The sequence below is a fragment of the Affinundibacterium flavidum genome (assembly GCF_014284175.1).
Classification (GTDB): Bacteria; Pseudomonadota; Gammaproteobacteria; order Burkholderiales; family Burkholderiaceae_D; genus Undibacterium; species Undibacterium flavidum.
The window spans coordinates 253,875-268,800 of sequence record NZ_JACOGA010000006.1; the positions used below are offsets into that span (position 1 = coordinate 253,875).

Consider the following 14,926-nt stretch of genomic DNA (forward strand, 5'->3'; position numbering starts at 1 on the left):
AGAACGGAGCCGGCTTGCCGGCGGAGTGGTTTGCAGTGGGGCGTAAAATTTGCGAAGCAAATGCCCCGCTGCAAACTGTCCGCGTTGAACGCCTGGTTAGGCATATGGATCGTAGATCGTAGCATCGTATTTAACAGCCAATTTTCTAAACTTATCTCTTTGCTCTGTGCTTTTCTCAAGCCCTAGCTCGCCATCGCTATGTAACCTCGCAATTGTCATACAGGCGTTAGCAGCGCCAGCATCAGCAGCGCTTATTAGTAATTTCAAACCCGATTCCGTAGATTTCGGAAATGGTCCACTACCCCAAATCAATTCACAGGCATGAATCCACATGCATTGGGGGAAACCCAGATCAGCCAACTCTTTAAAGATGTAGGATGCTCGGATTTTATCTTGTGGAATATCGTACTCACCCAAATCGTAAAAGATACCTACTTGGTATTTGGCTTTCAAATCACCCAATTCCGCTGCTCTGAACATACCCTCAACATAGATACGATCACACTCTTCATCAGATGTTCCGGCTGCGAAGAAGCTTGAGCTTATACGAATTGCAGCTGCGTTATTCTGCTCTATTAGAGGAGGAAGAATCTTCCTTAAGAGTTCAAGATCCCTCTCCTCGAATGCTCTTTCGGCTCTTTCGATTTCGACTTGATGTTCGTTCATTGAATTTGCCTAACTAGATATAGGCGACACAATGTCGCATAACAATTTAACGCGACGCATAACACTTTCCCTTAAATTTTTCGAAACACGCATGAATACTCACTCTTAGAAAAATACGACGGAATTCAAGGTACTAAAAATTTTTACAAAAGCGACGCTCAATAAAAGTAGTCATTCTATCAAGCCATCTCATCGCGTCAAGCAAACAATATGAAGTTCTCCACCGCGATGTAAGCGATTAAGCACATCGACAATCGTACGTCGTGTTTTGTGTCGCAGAAGAAACTAGGTCCGCATCAAATCAAATAACTCGCCTTGCAGCACTAATACGTCCCCAATTTTTCCTACTTGATCCCAACCCAGATGCATTTATCCCTAAGTCGTGGCAAGCTGTGGCTTTCATTCATCGCTTATTCCCCTACGCCCATGCAGGCTAGCTTCGACCAATCTCAATTGACAATCGCGCGCGATACCGACTGCTCTAAAAAGGGTTTGTTGCGGTCGATTGTGATTGTCTGGTTGTTGTGGACGGTTTTACTTTTTCTGGCGACGTTTGCGAATCTGTATGATTTGCGTAATGTGGGTGTGTCGGTCAATATTCAACGCCAGTTGTTCAAATTTTTTGTGATCTTAGTGCCTTGGCCTTTGTTGAGTACGGGTTTGATGCTGTATTTTTCCACGTTGCGATCTGGTATCCGGTGGCAGCTGGCGCTGAAGATTTTTACTGTGCTGATGCTGGTATTTTTACCAGTGCATATCATCTATGAACACGCATTCTTAGCGTTTCGTATCAATAAACGCGAACCCAGTTGGGATGATATTGTGCAAATCCTTTCGCCCATGCAAATTTGGGTGGACGTGATGGTTCTCTTGTTTACTTTGTCCGCGCATTTGGCTTTCAGTTATTGGCAACGTAGTCGTCAGCAATTGATGATCGCCAGCCAATCACGGCAAGACGTACTCGCGCTGAAATTGATGCAATTACGTTCGCATCTTGAGCCCTATTTTTTGTTCAGCTCACTGGAGGGTATAGAAAATCTGCTGATCAATGCAGAAGGGCCGATGGCAACGCGTGCCTTAGCTCGTTTGAGTGATTTGTTGCGCTATGTTTTAGAGTCTTCACAAGAGACTGAGATTAGTATCGATAACGAAATACGCTTCATTCGAGATTATTTAAATTTGCAAAATCTGCGTTTCGCCGATCGCTTGCAAACTGAGTGGGTGCTAGAAGAACGAGATTGGTCGGCGCATCAAATTCCGCCCTTATTACTGTATCCCTTGTTTGACTATGCAGTGCGTAATATGCAAGCGGATTTGCAGCGTACCAGTGGGCAGCTACGCGTGCAGGCAAGTGTTGTGCAAAATGTTTTGCATCTGTCGCTGGATTTCGGCGCCGATCCCGAACAGCTGCCAGTGATGACCGAAGAATTACAAGCGGCGCAGCAGCGTATCGCGCTATTGCAAGGTAAAGACGCTGCGATTCGCTTTGTGCGTCACGCTGCTTCAGACGCATTGGCTCATGGAGTGACACTAGATTTTCCTTTGTCGGAGCTCAGTGATGCTTAATGCGGAAACCACATCACCTATTCGTGGAACTGGCAGCTACCAATCGCTGATCGTGGTTTGTGCGCTCTCATTTAGTCTGTGGACTTGCATTGCCTTGTTTCATGTATTGGCCGTTTTTTTGGATGCAGATACGCAGGGGCTGACACAATCCAAAGCGTCGACACTGATTCAATACTTGTTGATTTTTTCGCCGCTATCTTTGGGAAATTGTTTACTTGCGCTCGCTATTTGGCTTAAGCCAGATCAGATGTTGAAGCCGCGTTACATGATAGTAAGCGCCTTGTTGTTGGTGGTCTTCGGGCTGCCACTTATTACAGCAAATAAGGTGATGATTACGCTGCTGTTCGCTGATAAACCACTGTCACTTTTTTTACCTGAATTAAAAAAATCCTCGGCCTTCATTTTGTGGATAGATTTGTTTTTGATCTTGTTCTCCTATTTTCTACAGGCAGGTTTTGCCGCCTGGCAGCGCACAGTTGCGCGTGAATTAGAATTGATCACTACGCAAAATGAAAGTATGGAATTACGCCTGCAGCTTTTACAAGGCCAGCTTAAACCGCACTTTTTATTCAATGCACTCAATAGCATCAGTGCATTGGTGCGTGGTGCAGACCGGCAGTTAGCGGGCACTGCGTTGAAGCAGCTCAATGCCCTGTTACGTTATGTACTCGATTCGAGTAAACATGAATGGTTGAGTGTCGCCGATGAATTGCAATTTGTGCGTGATTATCTGAACATGCAATTGCTACGTTTCGGCGACCGCATGCAGATCGTTTGGCATATCGAAGATAGAGATTGGCATGCAGTTCCTTGTCCACCACTATTGATGCAACCCTCAGTAGAAAACGCAATACACCACGGGGTAGAAACGCACCATGAGCAGTGTCGCATTGATATAGAACTGCGCGTGGTGGATCGTAAAACCATTTTTCGTATTCGCAATGCAGTGTTTGCATCGCCCAAGGCTAACTGTGGACATGGATTAGGCATTGCCTCCACGCGTGAACGTTTGCAGATACTGTACCAGGGGCAAGCCAGTTTGGTGACGACGCAAACGGAAAGTGAATTTATTGCTGAGATCAGTATTCCTCAGTCGCGTAGGTTCGGCAAACTCGATCAAGCGCCTTTTGCACAATATTGCGCCTAAATTGAATGCCAATTGAAAGCAAACAGCAAGCAAACAACAAGCAAACAGCAAGCAAAAAATGGATACGCAAAAATATAAAGTCATGATGGTCGATGATGAGCTACCAGCTCTGACCAATATGCAATACGCCTTGGCCGATCACACAGATTGGATGTTGGTCGCTAGTTGCCATTCTACGGCGCAAGCAAGCCTTATTTTGCAAAACGAAGCTATCGATCTGGTCTTATTAGATATAGAAATGCCGACGCAATCCGGCTTGGATTTCGCACGCGAATTGATCCAATATCCGCAACCGCCTTTGATTGTCTTTATCACGGCCTACAATAAACATGCGGTCAGTGCATTTGAAATTTTTGCACTCGACTACTTACTCAAGCCCTTTGATGACGAACGCTTTGCAGCAATGTTGGTACGCGCCAAGTTGGCGTTACAGACCAAACAACAATTAGCGCAAAGCGCGGTGATGCAAGATTATTTCTTAGAGAAAGATGCCGAGAAATCAGGTGCTGCGACACCTAGTTTAAGTCATGTAGCGGTGCGCTCAGTCGGTAAGATAGAGCGTATCGACATCCATGAAATTATTTGGTTAAGTGCGGCGGCCAATTATGTGGAATTGCATTTAGTCGATCGCGTGATTTTGCATAGAACCACGATCTCCTCCATGGAGCAACGATTGCCGAAAGCACAGTTTTTGCGTTTGCACAGAACCGCCTTGGTTCGCACTGATGCGATTCGCACCTTAGAAATTTCTCATGATGGCGCGTATGCGGTTTTGTTGAGTAATGGTGATACTGTCAGAGTGAGTGATAGTCATATTAAGAAGGTGAAGCAGATTCTAGCGCGTTAAGACAGGTTTTTTTCCTTCCCTGTTCCCCTATTTTATGTGGAAGATTGGGATGGGTGTTGGTCGAAATTTTAGAGACTTCCACGCATAGCTGAAACCGATCCCCACCCTAACCTTCCCCTTGAAGGGGAGGGAAGTTGGTACCGGCACATTTTCATGTCAAGTTAGCGTCTTCCGTTGATCAACAGACGACGCTGGATTCCTGCTAGAAGCATGCAGGAATGACGACGATTACTCTGTTCTACCAACGGCATTACTGACTTGTGTTACTTTGAATTTCCCTAACGAATTTCTTCGAGTTGGCACTAGCAGGCTGCACCTATATCTGCAAAAAAACTCCGTGCAAAAACACCACAAATTTTCACACTTCGTCCCCCCATTTTTTCGTTTGATCCCAAGCCGAAAAAGATTATCCCAAAGTTATTGATGTTCATCCCGCCAAGCTGGCGAGATGAAATTTCCTATGTCAAAGTTCACATCGCTGGACGACATTGAAGTTTGATAGTTGAAAAAAATCGCGGACAAAAAAGTTGATTTATCAAGGGGCGAGAGCCAGCTCCACTGAACTTTTACAGGACATTGTTATGTACAAAAAACGACGTAGTGGCGGCTTGGCGCGAGTTTCTTTTCAATCTCGTTCTGCGAGTATTTTTGAAAGAGATTCTTCTACCGAGAAATTCAGTGCAAAGGCAAGCATCTTGAAGCATCAATCTTTGCTGCAAGCGCTGCTCAAAAATACGTCGAGCAGATACGTCGAGAAAATACCTTAGGCAAACACACTAGTCATTCGCGTCAATAGCAAGGTAACCACAGCACATCAAGGAAAAATATGCAGAACCAGACTCATAGCTTTAAAAAAACTTTATTGGCACACGCCTTAGTCATGGCATTTGGTGTGACCTTGGCGTCGGTTGGCGGCGTTCAATCCGCTTACGCACAATCGAATGCCAGCGCGACTATTTACGGTAAAGTCGATAGTGCAGCCGGGGCGTCGATCTCATTGCAAAACACCGATACAGGCTTAAAACGCTTGATGACTATCGATGCAGAAGGGCGCTACATCGCGACTGCTTTACCGCCTGGACATTACAAAGTGGAATTGTTAAAAGGCGGCAAAGTCGTCAATACGCAAGAGCTCGATGTGATTATTGGTCAGGGTGTTGAAGCTTCGTTTGTAGGTGCCGCTACACAGACCGTCACCGTATCTGCAGTACGTTCCCGTATTGACGTGTCCAACACTAATAATGGTGCGATTTTTACCGCCAAAGATCTGGCGCGTTTGCCGATACAAACTAACTTAACTGCGGTCGCTCTCTTAGCACCCAACACCACTAAAGGTGATGCGGCGTATGGCAATGTTGCTAGCTTCGGTGGTGGTGGCGTTTCTGAGAATTCTTATTACGTGAACGGCTTCCCCGTCACTAATCCTTTGTCGCAAACTGGCTCCACCGCTTTGCCTTGGGGCGCGGTACAACAAACTTCCGTCATCACAGGTGGCTTCGGTGTTGAGTTTGGTCGTTCTATCGGTGGCGTGATGAATATGACGACCAAGAACGGCACCAACAATTGGGAAGCAGGGGCTACATTTAGTATCAGCCCGAATTCTTTACGTGCTAAGCGCGCAGATATTTACTACCCATACAACGGCACAGTCTCAGCACCGGATGGGAAAATTCGCCTGCGTAATTCCTCACGCGAAGACAGCGTTAAACAATACGGCCTGACTTTAGGCGGCCCGATTATTGCGGACAAATTATTTGTATTTGGTGCGGTGGAAAAAGTCGATAGCTACACCGGACAAGTGAATGGCGATATGGTTGCCAGCAATTCTTTAAAGGACAATGGCTGGGCAAAAACCAATACCGAGACAGTGCGTTTCTTGACGAAAATCGACTGGAATATTACAGATGATCATCGCCTGGAATTAACTTCTATTGGCGACAGAACCAAATCGGTGGTGGGTACTTATGGCTATGACAAAGTCAGCGATACGCATAACCAAGTCAAGTTCACTGAAATCACTGCGACGAATCCCGCAGCGTTGGGCGCAGGTGCGCAAACCAATATGCTCAAGTACACGGGACAGCTGACGCAAGATTTGACTCTGACAGCGATGGGCGGCCGTTTGAAAGCACCGCGCGGCGTCACCTACGTCGGCGGCGACCCTAACAACGGCAGTATTCACGCTGTCTCATCGACAGTTGATGGCCGTCAGCCGGATTTGAATAAACTCGGTTTGTATAGCATCAATGCAAATCGCTACGGCGGTAATTTGAGTCGCCCGGGCGAAGATCAGTTAGATTCTTTGCGCCTTGATCTTGAATACAAATTGGGTGCACATACTTTGCGTGCAGGCTTGGATCGCAATGCAATTGAATCCGGCATGGTGGGTGTGAAGAGCTCGGGCAACGGCACCTGGAATTACCTCAAAGTAGATGGTGATCCAACCAAGCCAGCCGAAGTATCGAACGGTCGTCAGGCGATTGTTGCTAACTACGGTGGCTACGGTACGCAAGGCTATTATGTGAACGAATTCATTTTTAATAGCTTGACCTCCGCTAAGGCCACGCAGTCTGCACAATATTTGGAAGACCGTTATCAAGCCACAAAAAATCTCTTGATCGTTGCGGGTTTGCGGAATGATCAGTACAGCAATTTGAATGGTGACGGCGAAAAATTTATCAACATGAAAAACCAGTTGGCACCGCGTCTGTCTGCATCTTGGGACGTCAATGGCGATTCAAGCTTGAAAGTATTTGGTAGTGCCGGTCGTTATTATCTGCAATTGCCAACCCAAGTAGCCGCCCGCGCCGCGAGTCGTTCTACGTATATGAATCAAGACTTCACTTACACCGGCATCGATAGCAATGGTCAGCCTACCGGTTTGAAAGCGATCAACGTCGCGTCCTCACCCGATGGTGAATCCGGTACGCGCAAAGATCCACGTTCGATTGCATCGCGCGATCTCAAGCCCAATTTTCAAGATGAAATGACTTTGGGTTTTGAAAAGGCAGTGAACCCCAGTTTAAATTTGGGCTTGAAATTCACTTACCGTAATCTTGGTGCGGGCATTGATGATACTTGCGACACGCGTTTGATTGCTGATTACTCCAAAAAAGCCGGTCTCAAGCAAGACGGTGCGGCACGTGATTATTTGTCGTGCTGGATCTTCAATCCGGGCGAGGCATCCACCATTTGGGTAGAAAGCCATAACGATCAGGGCGACGCTACGGGCAATGGCCGTTGGGTGACTTTTAGCGCGAAGCAAATGGGCTATCCAAAAGCCGAACGCAAATATGCCGCGATTGATATGTTTGCCGAGCATCCTTTGAGCAATTCCTGGTACGGTAAATTCAACTACACCTGGTCGCGCAGCAAGGGCAATATGGAAGGTCAAACCAATTCTGACACTGGTCAGCTTGATGTCGCTGTGACTTCCAATTGGGATTTCCCCGAGTTCATGACCTTTGCTAATGGTGTGCTGCCTAATGATCGTACCCATCAGGTCAAAGCATTCGGTTTCTATGAATTGAATTCTGAATGGAATATTGCCGCAAATCTCTTACTGCAATCAGGTCGTCCTAAGACTTGCCGTGGTACGGATCTGGTGTCTGAACATGGACAAAATCCAAATTATCCTATTGGGGTAGAGTGGGGCGGTCCGGGTTACGGTTCTGCTTATAGTTTTTGCGATGGCAAACCAGCACCGCGTGGCTCTTTAGGTCGTATGCCAGCAGAGAAGCGTTTAGACCTGAGCCTGACTTACCAGCCGCTACAATTCCAGGGCATGGTTTTGGGTGTGGATGTGTTCAACGTCTTGAACGATCAATCCGCTTTAACTCGCAATGAAACCTATGGCAGTTCAAACGCAAAAATAGGTTCAACGTATGGCGGCGTGCGTCAGTATGCTGATCCATTAACGGTCAAATTGCGCGTGGAATATAACAAGAAGTTTTAAGTTGGCTTAGTTTGGCCTAGTTCGGCTTAGGTAGGCAGAGGTAGCCTAGTTAGGTTTAGTGATTTTAATGAGTTTAGTTGTGATCGGTAGCCGAGGGGGTGTCGGCGATCATTTGAGAGCTGTTTGTACTATGTGCAAACAGCTCTTTTTTTATGAAATTTTAATGACGGACATTGATTAGCGATTTTAGATTTCAGGTCTCTTTAAGGTATAGGTAATGATATAAATCCAAGAACTCATGCACGTGCTCCTTCTCCCGCAAGCGGGAGAAGGAATTTTATTCAGCTCTCAACTTGTGTGGTTACCCATACCTGTTTTTGTATTCGTCTTTTAGTCGTTGCCTGAAGTCTGTCATTGTCACTGAAAGAGCACCACCAGGATCGTTTTTTCGCCAGCGGCCGATTCCTTTTGGCCCAGCTACTTCGTCATGCCCAAGTACATAGTCAAAGTTAAACACGGTCGGATTATTTGCTTTTGCCCACAGCAAAAACTCAATAAGTGCTTCTTCTTGAGCCTTCGTGTAAGGTAGATAGGCGCCTGCAAGGATATTGTCCGTATCTTTATCGATTATGCGCACGTCGCTGGGATCGATTGGCCTAGTTTTCTTTTTATCCCAGTAGGTAAAATATTTTCCATTGTGCAGATCCAGTCTTCCGGGATTCGTGATTTCGATTCCCACTAAGTAATTTGACACGCCGTTGCGTTTTTCGCCCTCGATTACCCACGCACTTTCTCCTGCATGATAGCCCCACTGGTTCAACGGATTGGCTTGAACGAATTTGCCGTCAGTTCCAATACAACAAAAGAAATAAGGGCTATCCGCAATAGAATTTATGGCGTTCTCGACACCTTTAGAATATTGGCCTGCAGTGAAGTGAACGATGGCTCCCAAAGGGTAGCCTTTTGGGTATTCACCTTTAGCAGGGCGTTTTAGATCTGTTCGCATAATTGCATCGGGATACCACAATTTCTTAGCCCCGACTGGGTAAAGCTTTTTTCCCAGTTGCCCCCCATCCGACTGCTTACTTGGTCGATCTGGCTCTGAGGGCGCGAATTCTTCGGGAATCGACTCTCCAAGCAGTTGAGAAAGAATTTCGATTTGATTTAATGCGAGTGCGTCGATCTTTGAATCGGACGATAATCTCGCAATCTGCATTGCCGACCATCTAAGTGTGTATAGCTGTTCTTTGCTCATAGGATCTCCGTAGGATGTGTGATTCTATAAATGAATAAGCTTTTTGGTAAAAACTTATGATATACACGAAATAGCATTTTGCAAGAAATGGTTTGCTATTTCGTAATTTTTCCTATGCAAAGCAAAGGCAAACCCTACGACTTTAAAAGTGACATAAATCTTCAGTAGCGCGCATGGTTTTGTGCTTTTGTTTTACATCAAGCTCACCCGCGCTATTCACTGGCCTTACCACCTGCCTATCGCAAACAGAGATAAACTAGCCCCACTTTGCCAGGTGGTATGGTTTCTGTAAGTTTCTCACGATGAATCCACACTCTGAATTTGTCATTCCTCCTCGAAAGGAGGATACTTGCAATATGGGAATTTCTAGAGATTTTCCACTAATGTTGATGGAGCCGTTTCTTACCCAGAAATGGCGTGTTGTCAGACATTCAAAATGATTAGGACTTACGCAAATGCGAGCTAGTAGGGTGCGCCGTGCGCACCATGACTGTCGGCATTATTTATCACCAGGGCGGTGCGTATGGCGCACTCAGCTTCACTTGCGTAAATCTGAATAATTACAAATTGGCACTTCTTGAACTTTAAACAAGTAAGGAACAAGCATGACCTCATCCCATTTTGCCGAACTCATGGCATATGCCCAAGAACATTCTGGCTCAGCCAGCAAACGTCAAGGCGGCTTCATTGCTGCCTATTTTGAAAACACCGATCCCGATGAAATCACCACGCGTGGCGCGGCGAATTTGTTTGCCTTGGCGAACGCGCATTGGCGCTTATTAGATTCGCCCCGCGCGGCGAATAGCCCGAAGATTCGCGTGTTTAATCCTAGTTTGGCGGAAGATGGCTTTGTCAGTGAACACACGGTCGTGCAGATCGTCAATGACAATATGCCTTTCCTGGTCGATTCCGTGACGATGGCGATTAACCGCAGCGGTCGTACCGCGCACTGGATCGTCCATCCTTTAATGAGCGTGGCGCGCAATGCTGATGGCAGTATTGATACGGTCAGCACAGTCGCTGCAGCGAAAGCCGCAGGCCGTAATGATGCGGTTGAATCTCTAATCTTGGTCGAATGCGACCGTATCGTCAGCGCTGCCGAACAACAAGCTTTGGTCGATGAATTGACGCATATTTTGGCGGATGTCCGCGGTGCTGTGGTCGATTGGCAGCCGATGTTGAGCCGCGTCAAAGAACTGATCACCGCCTCAGAAAAATTCACCGGCACGCACCAAAGTCATGGTGAAGGTATCGCTTTCTTACGCTGGCTAGAAGATCGCCATTTCACATTCCTCGGTGCGCGTGATTACGAACTCAAACGTAATGGCAACCAAGTCAGCCTGGTCGCGTTAGCAGATTCTGGTCTCGGTATTTTGCGCGGCAAAGTCCAAACTAATGAAACGCTCTTGCCACCCGAAGTCGTGGCCTTGATCGATTCCGAAGAAACCGTCTTAGTCACCAAAGCGATGACACGCGCCACCGTGCATCGCCCAGCCTGGCTCGATTACATCGCGGTCAAACGTTTTAATGATGCAGGTGAAGTCATTGGCGAATCACGCTTCTTAGGCTTGTACACTTCCACAGCGTATTCCGCACCCGTCAGCGAGATTCCACAAGTACGTCAACGCACAGCAGCCGTCATGAGCGCAGCAGGCGTCGTACCTGAGAGCCATGCCGCCAAAGCTTTGCAATCGATTCTCGATGACTATCCACGTGATGAATTATTCCAAGTCGATACCGCTACTTTGACTGATCACGCAATCGGCATTTTGCGTTTGCAAGAACGTCAGCGTGTACGTTTGTTCTTGCGTCGCGATCCGTTTGGCCGTTTCACTTCCGCCCAAGTATTCGTGCCACGTGATCGTTACAACACCGAATTGCGCGTCAAGATCAGTACCGAATTGATGAGCGCATTAGACGGTCATTCGATTGAATTCACACCAATGCTGACCGACAGCCCTTTAGCGCGTATTCATTATCTGGTACGTGCAAAAGCCGATGCGCCATCAAATGTCAACGTCTCGGTACTCGAAGCACGCATCGCCAAACTCGCCCAGCGTTGGGAAGACGATTGCAGCAACGAGCTCCTGCGCACGCATGGCGAAGGTCGTGGTCTGGATTTAGCCAATCGTTTCGCCAATGCTTTCCCTAGCGGCTACCGTGAAGATTTCACACCACAAGGCGGTGCTGAAGACGCTGATATTTTGGCGCATCTATCTAAGGCATCACCGCTGGCCGTTAAGTTATATCGCCCATTGGATGCAGTCGCTGGCTTGTTGCGCTTTAAGATTTACAACACCTCTAAAGTCGCTTTGTCAGATTCCTTGCCAGTGCTGGAACGCATGGGCGCACGCGTGCTCGACGAACATCCTTACCACGTGGCTGATGGCGAGAGCGAATTGTGGATCCATGATCTGGGTTTGCAATTACCTGTTGAAACGGATCTCACCGCAGTCAAAGCGCGCTTTGAAGAATTATTCTGCCAGGCATGGCGTGGCGAAGTCGAAAGCGATGATCTGAATCGTTTAGTCCTCAACACCGCGCTCGATGCACGTTCCATCGGCGTACTGCGCGCATGCTCACGTTACTTCAAACAACTCGGTTTTGCCTACAGCCAAAACTATATCGAAGCCGCTTTGAACAAAAACTGCGGCATCACGCAATTGATCGCCGAATTATTTGGTGCACGTTTCAAGCCAGATTTTGTCGGTGACCGTGACGCGGCGCAAAAACACATACGCGAACAAATCGAAGCCGCGATGAGCCAAGTCGCCAGCCTCGATGAAGACCGCATCTTGCGCCAATTCATCGCGACCATCTTGGCAACACTGCGTACTAATTTGTGGCAAACCACAGAGACCGGCGCGTTCAAGCCTTACATGAGTTTCAAACTCAATCCACGCGAAGTACCCGGCGTGCCAGAACCAAAACCGCTGTTCGAGATCTGGGTCTATTCCCCACGTGTCGAAGGCGTGCATTTGCGCGGCGGCAAAGTCGCCCGTGGTGGTTTGCGCTGGTCGGATCGTCGTGAAGACTTCCGTACCGAGATTCTCGGTTTGGTGAAAGCCCAGCAAGTCAAAAACACCGTCATCGTGCCAGTCGGCTCCAAAGGTGGTTTCGTCCTCAAAAATCCACCTGCAATGAGCGACCGCGAAGCCTATCAAGCCGAAGGCGTAGCGTGCTACAAAATCTTCTTGTCGGGTCTGTTAGACGTGACAGACAACATCGTCAAAGGCAACGTCGTCCCACCGACCAAAGTCGTGCGCCATGATCCAGATGATCCCTACTTGGTCGTTGCTGCCGACAAAGGCACGGCGACTTTCTCTGATATCGCCAACGGCGTCTCGGCTGATTATGGCTTCTGGCTAGGCGATGCATTTGCCTCCGGTGGCTCAGTCGGTTACGACCATAAAAAAATGGGCATCACCGCACGCGGCGCATGGGAATCGGTAAAACGTCACTTCCGCGCATTCGGTCACAACACCCAGACCACGCCATTCACGGTCGCAGGTATCGGCGATATGTCGGGTGACGTGTTTGGTAACGGCATGCTTTTATCTGAGCAAATTAAATTGGTCGTAGCTTTCGATCATCGCCATATTTTCATCGACCCAACACCCGATGTCGCCAAATCATTCGCCGAACGTCAGCGCATGTTCAATCTGCCGCGCTCCAGCTGGGAAGATTATGACAATAGCTTGATTTCCAAAGGCGGTGGCGTGTATCCACGTGGTGCCAAATCAATTAGTCTGACACCCGAAGCACGCGCCGTCTTAGGCATAGAGACCGAAGAGCTCACCCCTGTCGAATTGCTCAAAGCGATCTTGCAAGCACCTGTCGATTTGCTCTACAACGGCGGTATCGGTACCTACGTCAAAGCGACCTACGAAACCCACGCCCAAGTCGGTGACAAATCCAGCGATGCCTTCCGCGTCAATGGTAACGAGCTGCGCTGCAAAGTTTTGGCAGAGGGCGGTAACCTAGGTTGCACTCAAAACGGTCGTATCGAATTCGCACAAAAAGGTGGCCGCATCTACACCGACGCGATTGATAACTCGGCTGGTGTCGATTGCTCCGATCACGAAGTTAATATCAAGATCTTGGTCGGCGCGATCACCGAAGCAGGCGACCTCACGCTCAAACAACGCAATGACTTGTTAGCCTCGATGACCGATGAAGTCGGCCACTTAGTCTTAACCGACAACTACTACCAAGGCCAGGCACTCGACATCGCTTGCCACCGTCCTTTGTATGTACTCGATGGTCAACAACGCCTGATGCAAACTTTAGAGCGCCAAGGCCGCTTAAATCGTGCGATTGAATTCCTCCCCTCTGATGAAGAAATCGCCCGTCGCCGCGCGCACAAACAAGGCCTCACCGCACCAGAAAACGCCGTCGTCTTAGCCTACGCCAAGATGGCCGTGTTTGATGAATTGGTCGCCTCCAATTTACCAGACGACCCTTTCTTCAGCCGTGCTTTAAAAGCCTACTTCCCACAAGTCTTGTCTGAGAAGTTTGCCGATGCCATCGCCAATCATCAATTGAAACGTGAAATCATCGCCACCTTTATCACCAACACCGTGGTCAATCGCACCGGCGCTACTTTTGTGAATTTCATCGCCTCAGAAGCCGCCGCTTCCGCCGCCGATGTGATCCGCGCGTTCACGCTGGCACGCGAGATTTTTGATCTGGAAGCACTGTGGGATCAAATCGATGCGCTCGATTACAAAGTCGATTCTAAATTGCAGTTAGACCTGCTCAGCAAATTGACCGCCATCGCGCAACGCGCCTCCCGCTGGATGCTACGCGCCCGCACCGCCAACGCCGACTTACCAACGCTGATCCAACGCTATCAACCAGGCGCACGTGAACTGCGCGCCAACGTAGCGACTTGGTTACCAGCCGCAGCCTACGCCAGCTTACAAGAAGCCAGCGCAGCTTTGGTCAAAGCCGGTGTCGAAGCAGGCCTGGCAGAAAACTTAGCCGCGCTGGAATTCATCTTCCCAGCTTTGGACTTAGTCGATCTGGCGCAAAGCACAGGCAGTGATTTAGAAAAAGCCGCCCGCACCTATTTTGGCGTCGATGCCGAATTAGGCTTAACCGGATGGCGCGATCAAATCAACCGCCTGCCAACCGACACGCTATGGCAAACACAAGCCCGCGGCAGCGCCCGCGACGACGTGTATTCCATCGCCAGCCAAGCAACCAAAGCCCTGCTGTCACGCCAGGAAGAAATCGCAAGCTGGCGCGAACAACATGCGGCAACGATTGCGAAGCTGAATCAATTGCTGGCGACGATTACGACGCAGGGTGCGGATTTGGCACCGGTGTCTGTGGCGTTGCGGGAGTTGCGTAGTTTGGCTTGAGGTTGTTGAAAGTTGGGGGGCGAACGCGGATTTTGTGTTCGCCCTTTTTTATCTGAATGACCCGTCCTGAAATAGATTGACAGTTTTCTTCGTAATGGAAAGGAACGTCAATGAAATCGACAGAACGCAGGAGTCAAAGAGATTACACCTTAGCCTTTAAATTGTCAGTGGTTGATCAGGTAGA

The 14,926-nt window shown here is 48.3% G+C and carries 8 protein-coding genes; 6 read left to right on the forward strand and 2 right to left on the reverse strand.

The window, feature by feature from the left end:
• Nucleotides 1–96 precede the first annotated feature (96 nt).
• Nucleotides 97–666, reverse strand: coding sequence for a hypothetical protein (locus H8K55_RS08505; RefSeq protein ID WP_186941647.1), 570 nt, complete (start codon nt 664–666; stop codon nt 97–99).
• 363 nt (nt 667–1,029) lie between these two features.
• Here H8K55_RS08505 and H8K55_RS08510 point away from each other — a divergent pair, with 363 nt between their 5' ends.
• The 5 genes from H8K55_RS08510 (at nt 1,030) to H8K55_RS08530 (ending at nt 8,181) form a co-directional block, all read left to right on the forward strand.
• Nucleotides 1,030–2,232, forward strand: coding sequence for a sensor histidine kinase (locus H8K55_RS08510; RefSeq protein WP_186941648.1), 1,203 nt, complete (start codon nt 1,030–1,032; stop codon nt 2,230–2,232).
• Nucleotides 2,225–3,379 (forward strand): sensor histidine kinase, encoded by a 1,155-nt coding sequence (locus H8K55_RS08515; protein ID WP_186941649.1) that lies wholly within the window; start codon nt 2,225–2,227, stop codon nt 3,377–3,379. Before H8K55_RS08510 ends, H8K55_RS08515 begins: the two co-directional genes overlap by 8 nt.
• A gap of 58 nt (nt 3,380–3,437) precedes the next feature.
• A complete protein-coding gene (locus H8K55_RS08520; RefSeq protein WP_186941650.1) occupies nt 3,438–4,226 on the forward strand; it encodes a LytR/AlgR family response regulator transcription factor in 789 nt (262 codons plus the stop codon).
• Between the two features lie 581 nt (nt 4,227–4,807).
• Nucleotides 4,808–4,993 (forward strand): hypothetical protein, encoded by a 186-nt coding sequence (locus H8K55_RS08525; protein ID WP_186941651.1) that lies wholly within the window; start codon nt 4,808–4,810, stop codon nt 4,991–4,993.
• 59 nt (nt 4,994–5,052) lie between these two features.
• Nucleotides 5,053–8,181 (forward strand): TonB-dependent receptor, encoded by a 3,129-nt coding sequence (locus H8K55_RS08530; protein ID WP_186941652.1) that lies wholly within the window; start codon nt 5,053–5,055, stop codon nt 8,179–8,181.
• 301 nt (nt 8,182–8,482) lie between these two features.
• Here the strand turns inward: H8K55_RS08530 and H8K55_RS08535 are convergent, their stop codons facing one another.
• Complete coding sequence (locus H8K55_RS08535) at nt 8,483–9,376, reverse strand: N-acetylmuramoyl-L-alanine amidase (RefSeq protein ID WP_186941653.1); 894 nt, start codon at nt 9,374–9,376, stop codon at nt 8,483–8,485.
• A 605-nt stretch (nt 9,377–9,981) separates the two neighbouring features.
• Here H8K55_RS08535 and H8K55_RS08540 point away from each other — a divergent pair.
• The gene (locus tag H8K55_RS08540; protein WP_186941654.1) at nt 9,982–14,742 is read left to right on the forward strand and encodes an NAD-glutamate dehydrogenase; all 4,761 of its coding nucleotides are present in this window, start codon (nt 9,982–9,984) and stop codon (nt 14,740–14,742) included.
• Nucleotides 14,743–14,926: the final 184 nt, after the last annotated feature.

Excerpts from the sequence above, each read along its gene's own strand:
- H8K55_RS08505 (WP_186941647.1), bottom strand. The coding sequence starts at position 666 with ATGAACGAACATCAAGTCGAAATCGAAAGAGCCGAAAGAGCATTCGAG.
- H8K55_RS08510 (WP_186941648.1), top strand. The coding sequence starts at position 1,030 with ATGCATTTATCCCTAAGTCGTGGCAAGCTGTGGCTTTCATTCATCGCT.
- H8K55_RS08515 (WP_186941649.1), top strand. The coding sequence starts at position 2,225 with ATGCTTAATGCGGAAACCACATCACCTATTCGTGGAACTGGCAGCTAC.
- H8K55_RS08520 (WP_186941650.1), top strand. The coding sequence starts at position 3,438 with ATGGATACGCAAAAATATAAAGTCATGATGGTCGATGATGAGCTACCA.
- H8K55_RS08525 (WP_186941651.1), top strand. The coding sequence starts at position 4,808 with ATGTACAAAAAACGACGTAGTGGCGGCTTGGCGCGAGTTTCTTTTCAA.
- H8K55_RS08530 (WP_186941652.1), top strand. The coding sequence starts at position 5,053 with ATGCAGAACCAGACTCATAGCTTTAAAAAAACTTTATTGGCACACGCC.
- H8K55_RS08535 (WP_186941653.1), bottom strand. The coding sequence starts at position 9,376 with ATGAGCAAAGAACAGCTATACACACTTAGATGGTCGGCAATGCAGATT.
- H8K55_RS08540 (WP_186941654.1), top strand. The coding sequence starts at position 9,982 with ATGACCTCATCCCATTTTGCCGAACTCATGGCATATGCCCAAGAACAT.